The following is a 22,087-nucleotide window of genomic DNA, read 5'->3' as shown; positions in this document are numbered from 1 at the left end:
CAGGCACCAGAATCTTCGCGATCCGCCCCATTCGCTGAGGAGCTTCAATGCCTATGGTCACCATCCCGGCCGGTCAGGTCGCCGCCGGGCACCTCCCGCCCGTCTGCGCCCGGCACGGCGAGCAGGCAACAGCGACGAAGAAGGTCAATCTGATCTCGAAACCGCCGGCCTGGGCCGCGGTGCTGATCATCGCCGGCGTGCTGCCGTACCTCATCGTGGTGATGGCCCTGCGCAAGACGGTCAAGGCGCCGGCCTGGCCGTGGTGCGCGAAGTGCACCGGCCAGCGCACCCGCAACCTGCTCATCGGCCTCGGCCTGATCGTGCTGTCGTTGATCCTGCTGGTGGTGTTCGCGGCCGCCCAGAGCGACGCGGCGGCGCTCGGCATGCTGCTGGCCTTCATCGCCTTCCTGGCCGGCATCATCGTGGCCACCCGCTCCTCGACCCAGGCGATCAGCGGCGCCTTCGTGTCGAAGGACGGCAACCTGGTCGAGATCCCGAAGGCCGACGAGCGCTTCGCCTACGCCCTGCACCACCCGGGCGCCCGCATCTAGCAACAGCGGACGGGCCGCGCCGTCCGCCAACGAAGCGGCGCGGCCCGCCTCCCCCGCCCTCAGGGGGAAGCGCTGCTAGAGAGCGCTCTCTCAAGCCTTCCTTGTCCATCCGGTCAATGTCAAGGCCATCGTGCTGGAGAGCGCTCTCTCAGCCCTTGCCCGTGCCTGGACAATGACGGACATGGAGCTCGCGCTGTCGGGTGAGGCGTTCGTCTGGTGGTACGGCCTCTTCGCCTGCCTCGCCGCGATCGGCGTGCTGCTGTGGCGGCGGCCCGTCACCCGCGGGCCCGAGGTCGGCGACCCGACGCCGCTCGAGCTGGCCCTGCTCGCCGGCGGGAGCGCCCGGGCGATCGCCGCGTCGCTCGCCGCGCTGCGGGTCGCGCACGCCGTCGCCGCCGACGGGCTCACGCTGCGGCGCATCGGGCCCGCGCACGACGAGGCGACCCAGCTCGACCACGCGGTCCTCGACGCCGTCGGTCGGGAGGTCGCGCCGGACCAGGACCCCGCCTTACGGCGGATCGTCACCGCCGCCGGCCACTCCCTCGCCGAGCGGGGGCTGTTGATCGACGCCCGGGCGCGGCGGCGGCTGCGCGAGGGGGCGATCCCGATCGCCGGGCTCGTCGCGCTGGCGCTCACGTTCGTGATCGTGCGGCTGTCGTACCACCACCCGGTGACCCTGCACGTCGAGGCCGCGCTGGCCGTGACCGCCGGCGGCAGCGCGTTCCTGCTGGCGCCGCGGCTGCCTCGCCGCACCCGGGCGCTGCTCGACCGGCTGCGGGCCGAGGGCGGCTTCCTGCGCGCCGACTGGCACACGTTCGGCCCGCCGACCGCCGCGCTCGCCGTCGCCGTCCACGGCCCGGACGTGATGGCGAGCATCGACCCGGCCTTCGCCGCGGCCGCGTCCCGGTCCACTGTGGACATTCCGCTGGACCGTCCCCGCCCGCCGGCGGACACGAGCGCCGAGCCCGGCTTCGACCCCGGCCCGACGGGCCCGGTCGGCTGGCACTGGTGGGGCCGGGACTGACGTTTGCCGGGTCCGGCAACGGGTACCGGCCCGACCGTGGATCGCACCGACCCGCCGGTTCCCGCGTAGCGTCGCGCCATGGCCGGTCCCAATGGGCTCGTCCTCGTGGGCGCACCCGCCGAGCTGGTGGCCTTCCCGTCGCGAAGCCGCGACGCATCCCGGTCATGACCACGCTGACCTGCCTCGCCGAGCCCGACCACCCGGTCACCCTGATCCGGGCCGCCGGTCTGCTCACCGACGGCTCGGCGCCGGTGCTGCGCGCGGCGGCCGGCAAGGCGCTGGCCGACCACCCGGACCTGCTGCTCATCGACGTCTCCGCGGTCGAGGTCCGCGACGACGGGACGCTCGCCGTGTTCCCGGTGCTGGCCCGGCAGGCGGCCGAGGCGGAGGTCTCGGTGATGCTCGTCGGGCCCTCGCCGGCCCTCACCGGCCACCTGGAGACGCACGCGGCCGGCCGGCGGCTCCCGGTGTTCGCCACCCGGGCCGAGGCCGAGGCCGCGCACGACCGGCGGCCGGGCCCCCGGCGGATCTCGGCCGACCTGCCGGGCGAGCCCGCCGCGACCCACCTGGCGCGCGAGTTCGTCGACCGCGCGTGCGCGCGCTGGCGGATCCGCGCGCTCACCGACCACGCGGCGCTCATCGCGACGGAACTGGTGGCCAACGCGGTCCAGCACGCCCGGACCGCCGCGGTCATCTCGCTCGCGCTGCGCCGGCACCACCTGCACCTCAGCGTGCGCGACGGCAGCCAGGAGCGGCCGCGCCGCTCGTCCGACGGGTACGGCATGCTGATCATCGAGGCGCTCTCGGCCGGCTGGGGCTGCGTCCGGACCACCGACGGGAAGGTTGTGTGGACGACGCTGCGGCGCCCCGGCTCGCGGTAGCGTGACGTGAACCTGGCGGACCACGCCGACCACCCCGACCACCTTCAGGTCCACCCGGACGAGTTCACCGCGCGTGCTGAACCGCGACCTGCAGGTCCTCGTATGGAACCGTCGCACCGCGGACCTGTGGGGGCTACGCTCGGACGAGGCGGTCGGCCAGCACCTGCTCGGCATCGACATCGGCCTGTCCATGGCCGAGCTCCGGCCGCTCATCCGCGACGTGCTCGACGGCCGCACGACGTCGGCCGAGTCGACCCGGACCGCGGTCAACCGCCGCGGCCGTCAGGTGGAGATCCGGGTGGTGTGATCGGGGTGATCCTGGTCATGGAGGTGGCCGCGTCTCCCGCTGCGGGCCAGGTCGAACCGCCGTAGTCCGGGCGGAACGGTTGGAAGGGGGCAAGGTGGACCTGACCATCACCGTGGCGACCCGGCGCGACGCGAGCGTCCTGCAGGTCACCGGCGCCCTGGACTACGCCTCCGTGCCCTACCTGCGGCAGGTCGTCTTCGAGCTCTTCGACGCGGGCGACCGCGACATCGTCGTCGAGACCTCCGGCCTGCGCCTGGTCGACGCCGCCTCGATCAAGGTCCTGCTGTACCTCCAGCACCGCGCCCAGCAACTCGACGCCACGGTCCGCCTGACCGGCGCGGCCGGCACGGCGCTGACCGCGCTGGAGATCGCCGGGGTCGCCAAGCAGCTCGGCGTCTTCGAGGAGGTCGACGTCGGCTGGGCCGCGACCGCCCCCGACCGCCACGACGTCGACCTCGAGGCGCTGCACCTCGTGCAGGGCCACTGGCCGGCCGACGTCACCGAGCTGCTGGCCCGCCTGCAGCAGCTGCGCCCCGACGACCCGGCCCGCAAGCGGGCCCGCGACGACGTCATCGAGCTGTGCCTGCCGGCCGCCCGTCGCCTGGCCCGCCGCTACGGCGCCACCGGCGAGCCGCTCAACGACCTGGTCCAGGTGGCCTGCCTGGGCCTGGTGAAGGCGGTCGACGGCTTCGACGCCTCCCGCGGCATCGAGTTCGGCACCTACGCCACGCCCACCATCATCGGGGAGGTCAAGCGGTACTTCCGGGACCGCACGTGGGGCATCCGCCTGCCCCGCCGCCTGCAGGAGCTCCGCCTGGCCGTCAACCAGGCCCGCGACGACCTGGTCCAGACCCTGGGCCGCTCCCCCACGGTCCCGGACCTCGCCGCCCACCTGGACGTCGACGAGGAGCAGGTGATCGAGGTGATCGGCGCCGTGCACGCGTACCACCCGATGTCCCTGGACGCCCCCAGCATCGGCGCCGACGACGAGGCGACGCTCCAGGACGCCATTGGCTCCGACGAGCCGGAGTTCGTCCTGGTGGACTACCGCGAGTCGCTGCACGTGCTGCTCGACCGCCTCCCGGAGCGCGAGCAGCGCATCCTGACCCTCCGCTTCTACGGCAACCTGACGCAGGCGGAGATCGCCGACCGGGTGGGCCTGTCCCAGATGCACGTGAGCCGCCTGCTCCGCCAGTCCCTGAACTTCCTCCGCCGCCGCCTGACCGAGTAGCGCCACGACCAAGGCCCCGCCCCGGCGGGCTCAAGCGGGGGCGGACCCATGATCGATGGAGCGTTCTGGTAGCTATGACAGCCAGAAGTCTCCATGGATCATGAAAACCGGGCCGCCGGGCCGCCGGGCAGCTGGCCGGCACGATCGGCAGGACAGAGAGACTGAGGCCGAGTCGCGGCGGGTTCGGATTCGTCGCCAAGGCCGGCCTGGTGCAGCCGAGCCCGGCCGGCTCACCCGCGGCGTTGACGCCACCCCGCGAATGCCCGGCGACAAGACCGCCATGACAACACCGGTCGGGGGCCTTCCGAGGGCCACCGCCAGACGAAACCGGGACTCCCGCCAGACCCTAGGAGACCGCCGGCACCGCAGGAGCGCCCGGCCCCGACGGCTCCGGACCGGGCGGAAACGCCGACCCACCGGGCGCCACCGGCCCCGGAGCGGGCTCTGAGCTGGCCGGCGCCACCGGCAGCCCCGAAGCGGGAGCCGAGCCGGCCGACGCCACCGGACCCGTGGGCGACGCCGGTCCGCCCAGAGCCGTCGGGCCTGGTGGAGGTGTCGGGCCGCCGGCGGGCGTAGGGCGCCGTGGTAACGCTGGCAGCGGCGCGGCCGCTGGCGACGATGAGGCTGGCAGGCGCGGGTGGGAGGACGTGGTGCCGGCGGCGGGTGGGGGCAGCGCGGAGCCGGAGCGGGTCGGGGGGCCGCCGCGGCCGGGTAAGGCGTGGGCCGGGCGGCGCGGTGGGCGGCGACCCAGGGAGAGCAGCGCGCCGGCCGCCACCAGCAGCAGGCCGGCCAGCCCGGTGAACAGCGGCAGCGACGTGGGGATCCCCAGGTACACCGTGATGCCCAGAATCCGCGACAACCCCCACGGCAGCAGGGCCAGCTGGTCGTTCCAGATCGTCAGCGCGCGCTCCAGCCCGATCGCCGCCACAACCGCCGACAGCACGGCCAGCGGGGCGCCGAAGGTGGCCAGGGCGGCGCCCACGGCGCGGCGGCGGAGCAGGCCGTAGTGGTCGCGCAGGACCAGGGCCGTGCCCGCGAACAGCCAGGCGAAGGCGGCGAAGGCCACGACCACGTACGCCGCGCGCCAGCCGGGCGCGGTCCAGAACACGAACCAGTAGTGGCCCGGGCCGCGCAGGGCCAGCGCGGCCAGCAGCAGGGCGGTGCGCAGGAGGGCGATGCCGCCGATCACCGCCCACAGGTGGAACGGGTCGCGGCGGCCGACGACGAACCGGGCCGTGGCCGCGAACAGCACCCAGCCGCCGAGCGTGACCAGCACGTGGGCCGGGGCGGCGAACCAGGTGAAGACCAGGCGGCTGGCGACCAGCGCGGCCACTGGCACGGCGACGACGAGCACCCGGTCGACGGGGCTGGGCGCCTCGTCGAGGTCGGCCAGCCGCCACGGCCGGAACGCGCCGAGGGTGAGCGCGCGCAGCCCGCGGGCGCCCGGCGAGCCTGGGCGGCGCAGGGCGCCGCGCAGCAGCACGAGCAAGATCAGCAGGAGCAGGACGCGGGCGGCCCAGGCCATCGCGACGTCCCGGCCGGCCCGCTCGGCGCCGAGGTCGGCCGCGGTGAAGTTGTACGCCGGCAGGTCCACGTCGCCGCTGTAGCGGGCCAGGTGGGCGTCGCGCGCCGCCCGGTAGCGGGACTCGGCGTCCTTCCACGCCGTGTAGGCGGACGAGGAGCCGGTGTCGAGCCACTGGGCGTGGTGCAGGACCGTCGCCCGGTAGGCGCTCAGGGTGCGCAACAGGTCCACCTCATACGACAGCGTGTCGATGAGCCGGGCCCGCTGGGTCGCGTCGCGCCAGGTCGCCGGGTCGGTCGCGGCCACCTCGTCGTGCATCTGGGCGGCGAGCGTCACCGCCCGCTCCCCGTCGGCGATCGCCTCGTCGACCCGGCCGCGGCTCACCGCGTAGATGCTGTCGAGGGCCGCCGAGTCGCCGGTGACGATGTCCCACTCGAAGATCCACATCATCGGCGGCGGCTCCAGGCCGAGCGCGCGCACCGAGTGGTCGGCGTAGGGCGAGACATAGAGCCCCTTGGTCACCGCCTCGCGGGACATCGCCATCATCCGCCCGATCGCGGCGACCGTGCGCGGGTCCTCGGAGAACGTCTGCCGGGCCCAGTCGGCGGTGATCCGCGCGGCCGGCGTCTCCGGGTCGTGCGCGAGGCGGCCCAGCGCGTAGGAGTTCAGGTCGTACAGCTGCCAGAACCCGCTGCGCAGCACGAGCGACATCGGCCCGGCGCGCAGCGGCCCGCCGTCCTGCGTCCAGGTCCACACGCCCTCGACGTGCGGGTTGGCGGCGAGGAACCGCTGGAGGGCCTGCTGGTGCAGCACCGTGAGGTCATTGGGCAGCGCCCCGAAGCCCTCGAACTCCCGCCGCGACTGGAACTCCACGATCCGCCGCTGGGAGCCGGTGGTGAGCGTCGGGTTGAGCGGCAGGTGGCTGTAGAAGTCGCCCGCGCTGTACTTCGTGGAGACGATCAGGTGCGGGTCGTCGATGCCGCCGAGCACCTCCTCGTAGGAGGCCGGGTTGGTGTGCAGGTCGCCGACCGCGCCGACGCCGACCGTCCAGGTGCGGAAGATGACGTCCTTGCCGGCCGCGCCGGCCGTGTGCAGCAGCGCGGTGAGCATGGCCCGCACCCCGGCGGCGCTGGTGACGGCGATCCGCGACGAGTAGTCCCAGCCGGGCTGCTTGTAGACGTCGCCGCCCTCGCCGACGCGCACCATGAGGCCGCTGACGAACGGCATCCGGTCGAACAGTTCGGCGAGCCCCGCCTGGTACACCTGCCAGAACCGGGCGCTCGTGGTGTCGAGCCCACCGGTCGTGCGCTCCAGATAGCGCTCCAGCGGCGGAGACAGCGCCAGCATGTCGGTGAGCAGGTAGACCCGCATGCCCATGTCGCGCGCGTAGCGGAACACCGGCCCGAACGCCGCGACGAGCGCGTCGGCGCGGGCGATGTGGTCGTCGCCCTCCGGATAGACGGCGTGCCCGCCGCCGATCGAGGAGAAGGTGACGTACTCCAGGAAGCCCGGCACGACCACGCCGTTATACCCCTGGGCGAGGGCATGGTCGACGAACTCCTGGAACTCGCGCGAGATCCGGTCGACGGCGGCCTTGTCCACCCACGGCGCCTCGGGCAGCAGCGCACTGCCGACGACGTCGGTGTTCAGCGAGTAGTCGGTGCCGGCGGCGAACGCGGCGACGTCGGCCTCCCGCCCCACGGCGCCGGCGTCGGTGAGCCGCAGCCCGAGCCGCGGCGTGACCACCGTGCCGCGCTGGTCGGCCGGCAGCACCTCGGCGCCGGACCGGATGCGGTCGGCCACCGTGTAGAGCCCGGTCGCGGCCCCGGCGAGGTCGGCGGCCTCGACGACCAGCGCGCCCGGCGCGCCGGTCAGCCGGAACGACTCGGGCGTCACCGCCGGCACGAGCCGGACGTCGAGCCCGCCCGGGGCGGTCTGCTCGCCCGGCGTCTCCTGCACGACGGCGGGCCGGGGGCGGCCCCGCTGCTGCACGGCGTCGGCGACGGCGGTCGCGGCGAGCCGCAGCCGGGCCACGGCCGGGACCCGGATCGCGGTGATCGGCGGCGGCGCCGCGGCGTCCTGCGGCGGCGCGGCCTCGGCCGGCTCGGCCGGCACGCTCGCGGGCGTGTAACTGAGCCCGAGCGCGCCGGACAAGCCCCAGGCCACGGCGGCGCCCAGGGCGAGGACCACCGCCGCCGCGATGAGCGGCAGCCGCGGCGAGCGGACCCGGCGATCGATCACGGGGCACATCGTAGGTCCAGGGACCGACAGTTTTTAACTCCCCGGGCTTCGCCCGCGGTTTCGTGGGGGGTTCCCACCCCACACCCCCCATGCGCCGCTACGCGACGCACTTCTTGGCTTCGCGGTGGTTTCTTGCACCTAACCGGCGCCGAAACAGATTTTCACTCCCCGGGCTTCGCCCGCGGTTTCGTGGGGGGTTCCCACCCCACACCCCCCACGCGCCGCTACGCGACGCACTTCTTGGCTTCGCGGAGGTTTCTTGCACCTAACCGGCGCCGAAACAGACGAACGAGTCCGTGCTCGGCCGGTCCTGCGGCGCCGCCTCCGACTGGGCGAGGGCGAGCGCCGACGCCGGCCGGTGCCCGGCCGCGAGGTGCCCGTAGAAGGCGCGCATCAGCACCCGGGTGGCCCCGTCGTCGACCGGCCCGGTGGACGCGACCACCGTCGCCGTCCCCATGTTCAGCAGCGCCGCGACCAGGCCCATCAGCTCGTCGCCCGGGTGCACCGCGGCCAGGCCGGTGTCGCAGCCGGACAGCACCAGCAGCGCGGGCGGGCGGTGCAGGGCCGTCAGGTCGTACACCGTGAGCTGCCCGTCGGCGAGCATGAGGAACGAGAACAGGGGGTTGTCGACCCGGAACTCCCCGTGCGAGGCGATGTGCCCGATCCCGGCGCCGTCCAGGGCCGCGAGGGCCGGTGCCACCCGCGCCTGCTCGCCGGCCAGGACCGTCGCGCCCGGGCGGTCGGACGCGATCTCGCGGACCTCGTCGGCCGCCTGCGCCGCCGAGGGCGCGCCGACCAGCACCAGGTCGCTGGGGGCGGGCGGCTGCGCGGCGGCCCGCCACCAGATCGCCGCGGAGGGGGCGACGGCGATCGAGCGGCCGCGCAGGCGCGGGAGCATGGTCCACGGCAGGGCGTGCAGGGCCCCGGTCGGTACCAGCACGATCGGGCCGGTGCCGATCAGGTCGGCGAGCGGGTCGAGCAGCAGCCGGTCCAGCAGCAGCACCTGCCGCGACAGCCGCTCGGCCGCGGTGCCGCCTTGCCCGAGGACCTGGCTGCGCAGCGCGAACCGCAGCGACTCCAGCTCGGCGGCGACCTCCTCGATCTTGCCGACCACCCGGTGGACGACCCGCCGGCCGCGCACGACCAGGGCGTGCAGCAGGCCGTCGAGGTCGAGCAGCTCGACGAGCACCCGCTCGCCCAGGGCCGAGGTCAGCGCCGCGAGCGGCAGCTCCTGCGACGAGGCCGGGGACGAGGACGAGGACGTGCCCGGGGTGCGCCAGGTCCGGCGCCGGATCTCCGCCTCCAGGAACCGCTGCCGGCGCAGCAGCCGGTTGGTGCGCTGCGGGCCGGTCGGCGCCGCGGCCAGCTCCCCGCCGATGCGGCGCAGCTCGGTGAGGTGCCGGGCGACGACCGGGTCGGTGGACGGGCGGGCCGGCGGCAGCGTCAGCGCGGCCGACCGGCAGCGCTGGGCCCAGGTCAGGGCGGCCGACGGGCCGTGGTGGTCGAGCGCCAGCCGCAGCCGGAGCCCGGCCAGGGCGGCCGTCTCCGCGCTGCCCCGCACCCGCAGCTCGGTGGCCCCGAGACTGGCCCGGTAGGCGTCGGCCTGGCGCAGTCCCGCGGTCGCCGCCCGTACCGCATCCGGCACCGAACCGGACGCCAGCTCCAGCCGGGCCCGGATGTGCCACCAGCGCACCCGCAGCTGGGGCGGGCCGAGCTTGGCGGCGGGGGCGGCCTCGCTGAGCAGCTCGCGGGCGGTGTGCAGCTCGCGGAGGTCGACGGCGAGCTGGGCGGCGTCGAGCAGCCCGTCCCAGCCGGGCTGCAGCCAGCCGGCCTCGACCAGGCTGCCGGCGGCCGCGCGCAGCTCGCGCAGGGTGCCGCGGTTGGCCCGGCCGGCCGCCACCACCGCGGCCAGCTCGACGAGCCGGGCGCGGGCGCTCCACACCGGCCGGCCCTGCTTGACGAAGGTCCGCCGGGCGGCGGCCCCGGCCGTACGGGAGTCCTGCAGCTTGCCGACGGCGAGCAGGATCCGGGCGAGCGTCACGTGGGCCTGGCCGAACAGCAGGTCGAGGTGCCCGTCGGCGGAGGCGTCGATGGCCGCCCGCACGGCCGCCTCGGCCTCCGGCAGCAGCCGCACCGACAGCAGCAGGTCGGCCCGGTCGAGCAGGCCGTAGGCGGCGCTGCCGGTGTTCCACAGCCGGTCGTGCGCCCGGTCGTAGCGGGCGAGCGCGGTCGGCACGTCGCCGGCCTGCGCGGCGACGAAGCCGAGGTTGTGCTCGACCTGCGCGGCGGCGGTCGCCATGCCGAGGCGGTTGTAGAGCGCCTGGGCCCGGCGCAGATCGCTCTCCGCCTGTTTGAGGTTGCCCCGGTACCCGTGCAGAACGCCCCGGTTGGTCAGCGTCCGGGCCTCCCACACCTCGTCGCCGGAGGACCGGAAGGCGCGCAGCGCGCTGCGGTACAACTCCATGGCCTGCAGGTCGTAACCGAGGCGGTCGAGGATCAGCGCGCGCTGCATCGAGGCGCGGGCGCGGCGGTGTCCCCGCAGCTCGGCGAGCGCCCGGTCGATCTCCTTGAGCGCGGCGGTCGGCCGGCCCAGGTCCTCCAGGACGTACGCATGGCTCATGCGGGCCTCGGCCTCATGGACGCGGAACCCGGCCTTCCGGGCGACCGCGATCGAGGCACGCAGCAGCTCGGCCGCGCGGCCCGCGTCGTGCTGCGCGTGGGCGGCCAGACCCAGCGCACGCAGGGCGACCGCCTCCGCGGCGGGGTCGCCGTCGCGCTTCGCGTCGCGCAACGCCGCCTCGGCGAGGGCCTTGGCCCGGACCGGGTCGGCGCCGACAATCGGGAGCAGCCGCTGCGCCAGTTCGTCGGCGGGGGTGAGCACGGGCGCTGCCGTCATGGTTGCATCCTGCCAAAGGTGCGGACGTGTATCACGATGCCGGGTAGGCGTCTCTAGTCACTGGTTCTGCTGTCGGGAACTTGTCCTTTGCGTCGAAGAGAACCGATTGAGGAGCATTCATGACCGTTGCACGCGATCGTTTCCAGCGCTGGGAACGGCGCCGTGACCAGCGCCTGGCCGGCATCCCGTGGCTGCGCACCGAGCTGCAGGACGGCCGGCCGGTCCGGTTCGTCCGCGACGAGATCCTGGTCCAGGACTCGGGCACCGGGATCGCCCACCGCACGCTGAACGGGCTGGGGCACCGTTCCAGCGAGATCCGCGAGGACGAGCCGGCCCGCGGGCTGCGCCGGCTGCGCACGTCCGGCCTCGACGTCGCCGCCGCCGTCCGCCAGCTGCGCGGGCAGCTGCCCGACGCGGTCGTCGGCCCGAACCACGTGTTCACCTCCACGCCGTACAACCACGGCGGCCCGTTCGGCCCGCCCGTCGCCTGCGCCGCCCTCGACGCCAAGCTCGCGCCGCTGGCGTCGGGCGCCTCCCCGGTGCGGGTCGTCGTGCTCGACACCGGCGTGTGGGTCGACAGCCCGCTGCCCGCCGGCTGCTACTCCGCGACCAACGAGAACCACGAGACGGTCCTCGACGGCGACAACGACGGCGAGCTCGACTCGGACGTCGGGCACGCGAACTTCATCGCCGGGGTCGTCGTGCAGGGCACCGAGGCCGCGCAGGTGCGCATCGTGAAGGTGCTCGACAGCTTCGGCGTGTGCACCGAGGCCGACCTGGCCGCGAAGATCACCGCGCTCGACGACGTCGACGTGCTCAACCTCTCGCTCGGCGGCTTCTCCGTCGGCGACCAGCCGCCCGCGGTGCTCTCCCTGGCGCTGCAGACGTTCCTGAGCAACCCGGGTCGGGTCGTGGTGGCGGCCGCCGGCAACAACGGCATCACCGAGCGTCCGTTCTGGCCGGCGGCCTTTGCCTCCAGTGGTACCGCGTGGGCCCCGCGCGTGCTCGCCGTCGCCGCCCACAACGGCACCGCGGTGTGCGAGTGGAGCAACCACGGTCCCTGGGTGACCCTGGTCGCCCCGGGCGAGGACGTCGTCAGCACCTTCATCAACCACCCGAGCTTCGCCGGCGGCTGGGCGCAGTGGAGCGGCACCTCGTTCGCGGCCCCGAAGGTCGTCGCCGCGATCGTCGAGCGGGTGGCCGCCGCCGGCTCCGTCACGGCCGCGGCCGAGCAGCTGCGCGCGGCGCTCGCCGGCCAGCAGATCGGCGGCTACCCCGCCCTGCAGTGACCGGGTGACCCCCGCGACCCCCGTCCCGCCCCGGCGGGACGGGGGTCGTCCTGACATACTCCGATCAGGCACAGTGAACCGGCCGTCAGGCTGAACCGCCACCGGGCCGGACAGGTGGTGAACTGTTGCGTTGATGCACGGGCTTTGGGCGGGAGCGGCAGGTTGAGCGTCACACTCATGGACCGGTACCGGCTCGACTACCCGGTCGGCGCGGGCGGCATGGGCATCGTGTGGCGCGCCACCGACCTGCGGTCGCAGCGGCACGTCGCGGTCAAGGAGGTCCGCTTCCCGGCCACCCTGCCCGAGGCGGAACGGGCCGAGCTGACCCGCCAGGTGCAGGACGCGGCCCGCCTCGACCACCCGCACGTCGTCGCGGTCCACGACGTCGTCGTCGACGACGGCCGCCCGTGGATCGTCATGGACCTGGTCGCCGGCCGCTCGCTCGAACGCCTCGTCCTGGACGCCGGCCCGCTGTCGCCGCGCGCCGCCGCCGAGCTGGGCCTGGCACTGCAGGACGCCCTGGCCACGGCGCACGCGCAGGGCGTGGTCCACGGCGACGTCAAGCCGTCGAACGTCCTGGTCGACGCGGACGGGCGGGCCCGCCTCACGGACTTCTCGGTGGCCCTGGCCCTGGGCCCGGGGACGCTGCTGGCCTCTCCCGGCTACGTGGCGCCCGAACGCCTGCGCGACGGCGTGGCCGACGCGGCCGCGGACCACTTCTCGCTGGGCGCGACCCTGTACTTCGCGGTCGAGGGCCGCAACCCGTTCCAGGTGGCCGGCGAGGCGCTGTCCGGGCTGTTCACGGCGGTGTCGGAGCCGCACCCCCGCCCGGAGCACGCGGGCGCGCTGACGGCGGTCGTCGACGGCCTCCTGGACAAGTCCCCGCAGACCCGCCTGACGGGCGCTGCGGCCCGCGAGGCGCTGCTGGCGGCGCTGGAGGTGGCGGAGACCGAACGCGTGACGCCGCCGGCCGGTGCGGTGACCGACAAATCGGAAATGTCCGTCGTGGCGAACGAGCCCGGCGAAGCCGCACAGATCACCGAAACACCGATCATCCTGGCCGCGACCGAGCCGACCGGCGAGGCCACCGAGGACGGGCCGGCCGCCGGGTCCGCCGGCACCGCCGCACCGGTCGCGGACGACGAGCCGACCGCGGGGGCCGAGCAGACCACCGCGGCCGCCACCGACGACGCCGCCAGTGACGCCGCCAGTGACGGCGCCAGTGACGGCGCCGGGGACGGGCCGGCCGCCGACGCCACCGCACCGGCTGCGGGCGACGAGCCGGCCACCACGGCCACCGCCGGGGACGAGCCGGCCACCACGGCCGCCGCCGGAGACGAGCCTGCCGCCCTGGTTGCGGAGGACGAGCCGACCGGGGAGACCGGGCCGATCACCCAGGCTGGACCACCCGCGCAGGCCGCGCAGGCCGCGCAGGCCGCGCAGGCCGCGCAGGCCGCGCAGGCCGTCGCCGACGACGACGATCCGACCAACGAGACCCCGCCGATCCTCGGCGGTGCGTATGCGTCCGGCTACAGTCCGCCCCCGAACGTCGAGGAGCGGCCCGCCGAGCCCAGGCGCAAGCACCGGCGGGCCGTGCTCACCGGCCTCGCGGGCGCCGCCGTCCTCGCCCTCCTCGTGACCGTCGGCCTGCTGACCAGAGGCGGCGACCCCGCAGCCGTCACCGGCGAGCCCGCCCAGGCCCTGGTGACCACGTCCAGCCCCGCACCGTCACCCGAGCCCAGCAGCGCGCCGCCCGTCCAGACCAGCCCCTCGGCCAGCCCCTCACCCTCGAAGACCCGGTCGACGACCAGGCCGGCCAGCCCCAAGCCGCCCGCCACCACCGGCGCGGCGCTGAGCTTCGACACCACCAACTACACGGGACGCTGCCGGTACGCGACCACCGTCACCGCGACCATCACGATCCGGGTCAGCACGAGCGCGGCGACGCCCGTGCGGTACCAGATGAACTCCGACGCCGAAAACTCCGGCACACCCGTCGAGGGCACCGCCCGCAACGGCGTCTACACGGAGAGTTTCTCCATCGGGGTTGGCCTGGGCACACGCAAGACGACGGAGTTCTGGTTCGACGTGACAACGCCCACCGGACGCCAGTCGAACCACGTCACGTTCCGCAACTCGTGCTCGTGACGGCATACTGTCGCGGGTATCCGAGCGGGAGCGGGGAGCGAGCGGAGTGGACGAGGACGACATGACGCGCGACGGGCTGCCGCGGTTTCTCGACCGCGAGCCCGGCGAAGAGTACGCGCAGGAGCAGGACGCGCAGAGCGCCGAGGCGGCGGCCGCCGCCACCCGGCGCACGATGGGCCTGCTCATCGCCGGCGGCCTGTCGGGCACGCTGATCGTCGCGCTGGTCGTGGCCGCCCTGGTCAGCGGCGGCAACACCGACGCGTCCGACCAGAAGGCGTCGGCCACCCAGTCGGCGCTGCCGCCGGTGGTGCCGGACGAGAGCCCGTCGCCCGAGGCGACGACGGACCCGAGCCCGTCGCTCGGGTCGAGCAGCAGCTCGCCGTCGCCGACCAAGAAGCCGACGCCGTCGAAGACGACCAGCGGGCCGAAGGGCACGGTCACCTCGATCTCGCTGACCCTGGATCCGCCCGGCTACGCAGGGCCCTGCGCCAACGACCAGTCCCGGCAGGTGACGGCCACCCTGCGGATCCGGGTCAGCCAGTCCGGCGCCGCGGTCACCTACACGGTCGACGGCGAACGGTTCACCGGCACCGCGCAGGGCACGACGTACACCCGGAAATGGACGTTCTCGGTCCCGGAGACCAGCGGCTCGCGCAAGGTCGCGGTCGCGGTGAGCGCGCCGAGCACCGCCAGCGACTCGGCGACCTTCGTCGTGCGTTGCAATAAATAGATAAATATTCATGTCGGCCGCACGGTCGGTTACCATTGAGGTACCAACCGTGACGGGATCGGCGTGGGTCATGATCACCGAACGCAGCCTGCTCGTGCACTGCTCGGCGAACCAGGCCCTGCGCTGCGCCCCGATCGCCGACCGGCACCGCGGCGGGCTGGTCGTCTCGCCGCACCGGCGGGACGAGGCCGGGCTGCTCGCCACCGCCGCCTACCTGCTGCGACAGCGGGACTTCGGGGCGCCGCTGCTGCTCGACGCGGCGCGGTACGCGGGCCAGGCCCGGCTGCCGGCCAGCGCCCCCTTCAACCCGCGCTGGCTGCGCCGCCAGCGCGAGCTCGGCCTGCCGGTGCTCACCGACTCCGGCTACGTCGACGCCGACGACGAGCGCGGCCTCGCCGGCCTGCTGCACCGCGCGGCGGCCGTCCCCGGCGCCATCGCCGTCCTCCCGCTGCACCCGTCGTGGCTGCACGACCGGATGCGCCGCGCGGTGCTCACCGGGCACGTCCGCGCGGCGGCGGTGCCGGTGGCGCTCGTGCTGGAGGCCGCCCGCGACCCGTTCGCGCTGCCGGGCGTCGTCGCCGGCCTGCTGGAGCTGCTGCGCTGCGAGGTGCCGGTCCTGCTGCTGCGCAGCGACGTGTCGGCGCTCGGCGCGCTCTGCCACGGCGCCGCGGCGGCGGCCGTCGGCACGGTCGGCGCGCTGCGGCACCTGGCGCCGCGCTACGACGTGCGGGGACCGGTGCCCCGCCCGCCGCCGTCCACGGTCTTCCGGCCGACGCTCTCGTACCGGCGGCTCGGCGCGATCGCGCGGGCGAAGCGCGGCCACCGGGAGCCGGCGCTGTGGGGCTGCGCGTGCGAGGCGTGCGACGGCCGCGGCGTCGACTGGATGGCCGGGCTGGCGGAGCGCGAGCGCGAGGTGCCGGCGTTCGAGCACGCCATCCGGGTGCTCCAGGACCTCCGCGGCAGTCTCCTCGACGATTCGGTACCCCTGGCGGCCGCCCGCCGCAGCTGGGCCGCCCGGTGCGCCGACGCCGTCTTCCGCTCCCGCGAGCTGGGCTGGGCCCCCGCGCCGATGCTGACCCGCTGGCGGGAGGAGACGCCGGCCGCCGCGCCGGTGGCACGATTGACGGCGTGAACATTGACATTTCCGGGCGAACCGCCCTGGTCACCGGCTCCACCCAGGGCATCGGCGCGGCGATCGCCCGCGGCCTGGCCCGCGCCGGCGCGCGGGTCGGCGTCAACGGCCGCAGCGAGGCGTCGGTCGCCGCCGCCGTCGAGCGGCTCGGCGACGCCGGGGACCTCGTCGCCGTGCCGGCCGACGTGAGCACCGACGAGGGCACGGCCCGGGTCCTCGAGCTGCTGCCGGAGGTCGACATCCTGGTGAACAGCCTCGGCGTCTTCGGCGCCCGCCCGGCGCTGGAGATCGACGACGCCGAGTGGCGGCGGTACTTCGAGGTCAACGTCCTGGCCGGCGTCCGGCTCACCCGGGCCTACCTGCCGGGGATGATGGCCCGGCGGTGGGGCCGCGTGCAGTACATCGGCAGCGACTCGGCGGTGGTCACCCCGGCCGAGATGATCCACTACGGCGTCTCGAAGACGGCGCTGCTCGCCGTCGCCCGCGGGTTCGCCAAGACCGCCGCCGGCACCGGTGTGACGGTCAACACGGTGATCGCCGGCCCGACCCACACCGAAGGCGTCGAGCAGTTCGTCTACGAGCTCGTCGACCCGGCCCTGCCGTGGGACCAGGCGCAGCGCGAGTTCATGCGCGAGCACCGGCCCCAGTCGCTCCTGCAGCGCCTGATCGAGCCGGAGGAGATCGCCAACCTGGTCGTCTACCTCGCCTCCCCGCTCGCGTCGGCCACTACGGGCGGCGCCGTGCGCGTCGACGGCGGCTACGTCGACGCGATCCTGCCGTAGACCCTGCCGTAGACCCTGCCGTGGACCCTGCACTGGACCCGTCGCGCGGCAACCGGCAGAATCGGCGCCGGCAGATTTCTGCCGGAGTCGTGCCGCACGGCACCCGGTCCAAGGCGTCGGATGGAGTCATCGGCCCAAGTAGCGCCGCTCGGCGCCCTCATCGAGCGCTACCGGCGGCGGGCCGGACTCACTCAGGAGTCACTCGCCGCACGCAGCGGGATCAGCGTGCGCGCGCTGCGCGACATCGAGCGCGACCGGGTCCGCCACCCGCACGCGGCGTCGCTGGAGCGGCTCGCGGCGGCCCTGGTCCTCTCCCCCGCCGAGCGGGCCGAGCTGCTCGCCGTGCTCGACCGGGCCGGCCGCGGGCGCGAGACGACCCGCATCGGCGTGCTCGGGCCACTCGCGGTGATCCGGGCCGGCCAGCCGATCGGCGTCGCCACCTCGGCCCAGCGCGGGCTGCTGGGCCTGCTGGCGCTCCAGGTGGACCGGGCGGTGTCCCGGGACGAGATCGTCGAGACGCTGTGGGGGCCGCGCCCGCCGAAGACCGCGCCGGCGCAGGTGCACGCGGCGGTCGGGCGGCTGCGCACGATCCTCGACCCGGCCGGCGACCGGGCCGGCGCGGGCGGGGTGCTGCCGCTGACGCACGGGCGGTACCGGCTGAGCGTCCCCGCCGACACGGTGGACGTGAGCCGGTTCGCGGGCCTCGTCGGCCAGGCCGAGCAGCGCGAGCCGGAGGAGGCCCTGCGCCTGCTCGACGAGGCGCTGCGCGGCTGGCGCGGGCCGGTGCTCGCCGACGCCAACGCCCGGCTGCGGGCCCACCCGGCGGCCGAGGCGCTCGGCCAGCAGCGGCTGGCGGCCGCGCTGCGGCTGGCCGACCTGGCGATCGAGCTGCGCCGCTACGCCGAGGCGACCGGGCCGCTGCGCGACCTGACCCGCGACGAGCCGTTCCACGAGGGCCTGCACGCGCGGCTGGTGCTGCTGCTGGCCGGCGGTGGGGAGCGGGCGGCGGCGCTGCGGCTGTACGCCGAGGTGCGCGCCCGGCTGGTCGACGAGCTGGGCGTAGAGCCGTCGCAGGAGATGCGGGCGGCGCACCTGCGGGTGCTGCGCGAGGAGGTGCCCGGGCCGCACGAGGCGGTCGCGGCCGGCGAGCGGCCGGCGGCGGTGCTGACCGTGCCGGCGCTGCTGCCGCCGGACATCCCCGACTTCACCGGCCGGGACGCCGAGGTCGGCGCAGCCGTCGAGCTGCTCACGGCGCCCCGCCCGGCGCTCGTCGTGGCCGGGATCGCCGGCATGGGCGGCGTCGGCAAGACGGCGTTCGCCGTGCACGTGGCGCACCTCGTGGCCGGCGCGTTCCCCGACGGCCAGCTCTACGCCAACCTGCGCGGCATCGACCCGGCCCCGGCGGCGCCGATCGAGGTGCTGGCCCGGTTCCTGCGCGCCCTCGGCGTCGACAGCCAGGCCGTGCCCGACGACCCGGTCGAGGCCTCCGCGCTGTACCGCAGCCGCCTCAACGGCCGCCGCGTGCTCGTGGTGCTCGACAACGCCGCCGGCGAGGACCAGGTCCGCCCGCTGCTGCCCGGCTCGGCGAGCTGCGCGGTCGTGCTCACCGGCCGGGCCCGCCTGGCCGGCGTCGAGGGCGCCCGGTGGTTCGACCTCGGCGACTTCCCGCCCGGCGACGCGCTGCGGCTGCTCGCCGAGGTGGCCGGGGCCGAGCGGGTGGCGGCCGAGGCGGACCGCGCGGCCGAGCTCGTCGGGCTCTGCGGCCGGCTGCCGCTCGCGGTGCGGGTCGCCGGGGCGCGGCTGGCGGCCCGGCCGCGCTGGCGGATCGCCGGCCTCACCGCCCTGCTGGCCGACGAGCGCCGCCGCCTCGACCGGCTCGCCGCCGGCGACCTCGCGGTGCGGGCGTCGCTGGCCCTGTCGTACCGCGGCCTCGACCCGGTCGCCGCCCGGCTGCTCGCGATGCTGGGCCTGTTCGACGCGCCCGACGTGCCGGTGTGGCTGGCCGCGTGCCTGCTGGAGGTGCCGCCGGACGACGCGGTCGAGCCGCTCGACGCCCTCGTCGACGCCCAGCTGCTCCAGCTCGCCCGGACCGACGCGATCGGCCAGGTGCGGTACCGCCTGCACGACCTGGTCCGGCTCTACGCGCGCTCGCTGGTGCCGCCGGAGGAGGTCGCCGGCGTGCTGGCCCGCGGCCTCGGCGGCTGGCTGTCGCTGGCCGAGCGGATGGCGCCGGGCGTGCCCGGCCCGTGCTTCGCGGTCCTGCACGGCACCGCGGCCCGCACGCCGGTGGCGCTGCCGGCCCGGGTCGACCCGCTCGCCTGGTTCGACGCCGAGCGGTCGGCGCTGCTGGCGGCGGTCGCCCAGGCCTGCGACCACGGCCTCGACGACCTGGCCTTCGACCTGGCCGGGACCCTGGAGAAGTACTTCGACCTGCGCGGCATGTACGAGTCGTGGCGCGGCACGAACGAGCGGGTCATGCTGCTGTGCCGGCGCACCGGCAACCGGCTCGGCGAGGCGGTCATGCTGCGCGGGCTGGCCGAGGTGCGGGCCTGGAACACCACCCACGCCGACGGCGGGGCGATGGCCGGCCTGGAGGCCGACGGCGATCGGGTCCGCGAGCTGTTCACCGCGGCCGGGGAACCCCGCGGGACCGCCGACGCCGAGGTGATGCGGGCCTGGGGCCTGGCGGCGCGCGGCGCGTACGCCGAGGCGGTCGCGGCGGCGACCCGCGGGCTGGAGCTGGCCACGGCCACCGGCCACCTCGGCGGGCAGGCCCGGGCGCACATCGCGCTCTGCCTGACCTACCGCGAGCAGGGCCGCTTCGCGCCGATCCCGGCCCACCTGGAGGCCGCGCTGACCGCCGCCCGGGCACTCGGCAACCCCCGCTACGAGGCGGCGGTGCTCCAGTTCACCGGCATCGGCCACGGCGAGATGGGCCGGCTGGACGAGGCCCTCGCCTTCCTCGACGAGTCGCGGGCGATCTCCGAGCGGTACCGCGACCACTACGCCGAGGCGCTCACGATGCTCGCCTACGCCCGGGTCCACGCCAAGCGCGGCGACGACGGCCGCGCCCGGTCGGCGGCCGCCGCGTCCCTCGCGCTGGGCCGGGAGTACAACATGACCCACCACGTCGCCGACGCGCTCGCGGTCCTCGGCGAGCTGGAGCTGGCCGCCGGCCGGCCCGCCGAGGCGGTCGCGCTGCTGGCCGAGTCGGTCCGGCTGTGGCGCACGCGGGGCTGGCCGGCGTTCCTGGCCGCGGCCCTCACCGCGCTGGGCGCGGCGCAGTCCACACTGGACGCCGCCGCGGCCCGGGCGGCCTGGACCGAGGCCCGGGCGCTGTTCGCGGCGCTGGGCGCCGAGGACCGCGTGGCCGACCTGGACGCCCGGCTGGGTGCCGGTGGAGGGGTCAGCGGAGCAGGGACGCCGGGGTGATCGGCAGGTCGTGGACCCGGACGCCCGTCGCGTGGTACACGGCGTTGGCGACCGCGGCCGCGGTGCCGACGATGCCGAGCTCGCCGATGCCCTTGGTGCCCATCGGGTTGAGGTGCGGGTCGTCCTCGTCGATCCAGCGCGCCTCGATCGCCGGCACGTCGGCGTTCACGGCCACGTGGTAGCTGGCCAGGTCGTCGGTCACGAAGTCGCCGGTGCGCCGGTCCATGACGCTGCGCTCCATGAGCGCCATCGACAGGCCCATCGTCATGCCGCCGATGAGCTGCGAGCGGGCCGTGGTGGGGTTGACGATCCGGCCGGCCGCGAAGACCCCGAGCAGCCGGCTCACCCGGACCTCGCCCGTGCCGGGGTCGACGCGCGCCTCGCAGAACTGGGCGCCGAAGGAGTACCGCGCGAGGTCCTCCCGCGCCGCGACGTCGTCGGTGGTGTCGGCGGTGGCGAAGACGCCCTCGGCCGGCACCCGCCCGTGGTGAATGCTGTCGATGCGCTCGCGCACCCGCCGGCACGCCTCGGTGACCGCCCAGCCCCACGACGAGGTGCCCATCGAGCCGCCGGCGACCGGCGCCGGCCCGATCGCGCTGTCGCCGACCGTGATCTCGACGCAGTGCTGGGCGACGCCGAGCGCGTCGGCGGCGATCTGGCGCAGCGCGGTGCGGGCGCCCGTGCCGATGTCGGCCGCGTTCACCTGCACGTCGAAGTGGTCGTCGGCGGTCGCCCGGGCGGTCGCGGTCGACGGCCAGGTGATCGCCGGGAACGTCGACGCGGCGACCCCGGTGCCGACCAGCCAGCGCCCGTCGCGGCGCACCGCGGGCCGCGGGTCGCGGCCGGGCCACCCGAACCGCTCGGCGCCGTCGCGCAGGCACTCGGCGAGGTGCCGGCTGCTGAACGGGATGCCGAGCTCCGGGTCGACCTGGGTGTCGTTGACCAGGCGCAGCTGGACCGGGTCCCAGTTGCCGGCCACGGCGAGCTCGTCCATCGCCGACTCCAGCGCGAACGCACCGGGGCACTCGCCGGGCGCCCGCATCCAGGTCGGCGGCGGCACGTCGAGCGGCGCGACGCGGTGCGTGGTGTGCCGGTTCGGGGCGGCGTACATCGTCCGGCTGATCACCGCGGTCTGCTCGACGAATTCGATGACCTTCGACGTCTGGCTCACCGCGTCGTGGCCGATCGCGACCAGCCGGCCCCGCTCGTCGGCGCCGAGCCGGACCCGCTGGATGGTCGGGGTGCGGTACCCGGCCAGCGAGAACAGCATCTGCCGGGTGAGCGCCAGCTTGACCGGCCGGCCGACGCACTTGGCGGCCATCGCGGCCAGCACCGCGGTCACCCGGCCCGGCCCCTTCGAGCCGAAGCCGCCGCCGACGTGCTCGTTGATCACCCGCACCATCTGCGGCGGCATCTCGAACAGCCCGGCGAGGGCGTCCCGCACGCTCGTCGAGGACTGCGTCGCGTCGAACACGACGAGGTTGCCGCGCTCCCAGAACGCCGTCGCGGCGTGCGGCTCCATCGCGGCGTGGTGCATCGCCGGGGTGCGGTAGGTGGCGTCGACCCGCACGGCGGCCGTGGCCATCCCGCGGTCGAAGTCGCCGACCGTGCTGACGCCGGGGTAGCCGGCGTTGACCGTCTCGGGCACGTACAGCGCCGGGTGGTCGGCCCGCAGCTCGGTGTCGGCCGCCACCGGCTGCTCGTCGACCACCACCGCCTCGGCGCCCTCCCGGGCGCGTTCGAGGGAGGTGGCCACGACCATCGCGACGACCTCGCCGCGGTACTGGATGCGGGGCGACTGGAGCACCAGCAGGCCGGGGTCGCCGATCGGCTCCAGCCGCGGCGCGCTGCCGTGCCACACGACGGCGAGCACCCCGTCGAGCGCGAGCGCCGGCTGGGTGTCCACCGTGGACACCCAGCC

General features: G+C 75.5%; 14 protein-coding genes. 11 read left to right on the top strand and 3 right to left on the bottom strand.

What is annotated here, in order from left to right; translation table 11 throughout:
- Nucleotides 1-47: 47 nt before the first annotated feature.
- The 5 genes from ABZS66_RS43065 (at nt 48) to ABZS66_RS43045 (ending at nt 3,994) form a co-directional block, all read left to right on the top strand.
- A complete protein-coding gene (locus ABZS66_RS43065; protein WP_354768339.1) occupies nt 48-551 on the top strand; it encodes a hypothetical protein in 504 nt (167 codons plus the stop codon).
- Nucleotides 552-732: 181 nt separating this feature from the next.
- A complete protein-coding gene (locus tag ABZS66_RS43060) occupies nt 733-1,575 on the top strand; it encodes a TIGR04222 domain-containing membrane protein (RefSeq protein ID WP_354768337.1) in 843 nt (280 codons plus the stop codon).
- A gap of 164 nt (nt 1,576-1,739) precedes the next feature.
- Entirely contained in the window at nt 1,740-2,456 is a 717-nt protein-coding gene (locus tag ABZS66_RS43055) for an STAS domain-containing protein (RefSeq protein ID WP_354768335.1), read from the top strand.
- 73 nt (nt 2,457-2,529) lie between these two features.
- Nucleotides 2,530-2,763, top strand: coding sequence for a PAS domain-containing protein (locus tag ABZS66_RS43050; protein WP_354768333.1), 234 nt, complete (start codon nt 2,530-2,532; stop codon nt 2,761-2,763).
- 94 nt (nt 2,764-2,857) lie between these two features.
- Entirely contained in the window at nt 2,858-3,994 is a 1,137-nt protein-coding gene (locus tag ABZS66_RS43045) for a SigB/SigF/SigG family RNA polymerase sigma factor (RefSeq protein WP_354768331.1), read from the top strand.
- 346 nt (nt 3,995-4,340) lie between these two features.
- On the opposite strand, the gene ABZS66_RS43040 is transcribed toward ABZS66_RS43045, so the two are convergent.
- Both ABZS66_RS43040 and ABZS66_RS43035 read right to left on the bottom strand, forming a co-directional pair.
- A complete protein-coding gene (locus ABZS66_RS43040) occupies nt 4,341-7,757 on the bottom strand; it encodes a hypothetical protein (protein WP_354768329.1) in 3,417 nt (1,138 codons plus the stop codon).
- A gap of 265 nt (nt 7,758-8,022) precedes the next feature.
- Nucleotides 8,023-10,653, bottom strand: coding sequence for a CHAT domain-containing tetratricopeptide repeat protein (locus ABZS66_RS43035; RefSeq protein WP_354768327.1), 2,631 nt, complete (start codon nt 10,651-10,653; stop codon nt 8,023-8,025).
- A gap of 119 nt (nt 10,654-10,772) precedes the next feature.
- Here ABZS66_RS43035 and ABZS66_RS43030 point away from each other — a divergent pair, with 119 nt between their 5' ends.
- From ABZS66_RS43030 to ABZS66_RS43005, 6 genes are all read left to right on the top strand, one after another.
- The gene (locus tag ABZS66_RS43030; RefSeq protein WP_354768325.1) at nt 10,773-11,942 is read left to right on the top strand and encodes a S8/S53 family peptidase; all 1,170 of its coding nucleotides are present in this window, start codon (nt 10,773-10,775) and stop codon (nt 11,940-11,942) included.
- A 177-nt stretch (nt 11,943-12,119) separates the two neighbouring features.
- Nucleotides 12,120-14,090 carry a protein kinase gene (locus tag ABZS66_RS43025; RefSeq protein ID WP_354768323.1) on the top strand — a complete coding sequence of 657 codons (1,971 nt, stop codon included), beginning with the start codon at nt 12,120-12,122 and terminating at the stop codon, nt 14,088-14,090.
- 46 nt (nt 14,091-14,136) lie between these two features.
- Nucleotides 14,137-14,820 (top strand): hypothetical protein, encoded by a 684-nt coding sequence (locus tag ABZS66_RS43020; RefSeq protein ID WP_354768321.1) that lies wholly within the window; start codon nt 14,137-14,139, stop codon nt 14,818-14,820.
- Between the two features lie 49 nt (nt 14,821-14,869).
- Nucleotides 14,870-15,952 carry a hypothetical protein gene (locus ABZS66_RS43015; RefSeq protein ID WP_354768319.1) on the top strand — a complete coding sequence of 361 codons (1,083 nt, stop codon included), beginning with the start codon at nt 14,870-14,872 and terminating at the stop codon, nt 15,950-15,952.
- Nucleotides 15,949-16,734, top strand: a complete 786-nt coding sequence (locus tag ABZS66_RS43010) for an SDR family oxidoreductase (protein ID WP_354768317.1) — start codon at nt 15,949-15,951, stop codon at nt 16,732-16,734. Before ABZS66_RS43015 ends, ABZS66_RS43010 begins: the two co-directional genes overlap by 4 nt.
- Nucleotides 16,735-16,854: 120 nt before the next feature.
- Nucleotides 16,855-20,166, top strand: coding sequence for a BTAD domain-containing putative transcriptional regulator (locus ABZS66_RS43005; protein ID WP_354768315.1), 3,312 nt, complete (start codon nt 16,855-16,857; stop codon nt 20,164-20,166).
- Here ABZS66_RS43005 and ABZS66_RS43000 read toward each other — a convergent pair.
- Nucleotides 20,141-22,087 (bottom strand): xanthine dehydrogenase family protein molybdopterin-binding subunit (locus tag ABZS66_RS43000; protein ID WP_354768313.1); only part of this gene is annotated, 1,947 nt, incomplete at its 5' end. The two genes, ABZS66_RS43005 and ABZS66_RS43000, sit on opposite strands and share 26 nt — an antisense overlap.

It is taken from the genome of Dactylosporangium sp. NPDC005572, from assembly GCF_040605515.1.
GTDB lineage: Bacteria > Actinomycetota > Actinomycetes > Mycobacteriales > Micromonosporaceae > Dactylosporangium.
Note: the sequence above shows the minus strand (reverse complement) of the source record. Positions and strands in the feature narration are given on the sequence as shown.

Bases quoted from the DNA above. Each gene is read 5' to 3' on its own strand.
- ABZS66_RS43065 (WP_354768339.1), top strand. From the start codon at position 48: ATGCCTATGGTCACCATCCCGGCCGGTCAGGTCGCCGCCGGGCACCTC.
- ABZS66_RS43060 (WP_354768337.1), top strand. From the start codon at position 733: ATGGAGCTCGCGCTGTCGGGTGAGGCGTTCGTCTGGTGGTACGGCCTC.
- ABZS66_RS43055 (WP_354768335.1), top strand. From the start codon at position 1,740: ATGACCACGCTGACCTGCCTCGCCGAGCCCGACCACCCGGTCACCCTG.
- ABZS66_RS43035 (WP_354768327.1), bottom strand. From the start codon at position 10,653: ATGACGGCAGCGCCCGTGCTCACCCCCGCCGACGAACTGGCGCAGCGG.
- ABZS66_RS43030 (WP_354768325.1), top strand. From the start codon at position 10,773: ATGACCGTTGCACGCGATCGTTTCCAGCGCTGGGAACGGCGCCGTGAC.
- ABZS66_RS43025 (WP_354768323.1), top strand. From the start codon at position 12,120: ATGGACCGGTACCGGCTCGACTACCCGGTCGGCGCGGGCGGCATGGGC.
- ABZS66_RS43005 (WP_354768315.1), top strand. From the start codon at position 16,855: ATGGAGTCATCGGCCCAAGTAGCGCCGCTCGGCGCCCTCATCGAGCGC.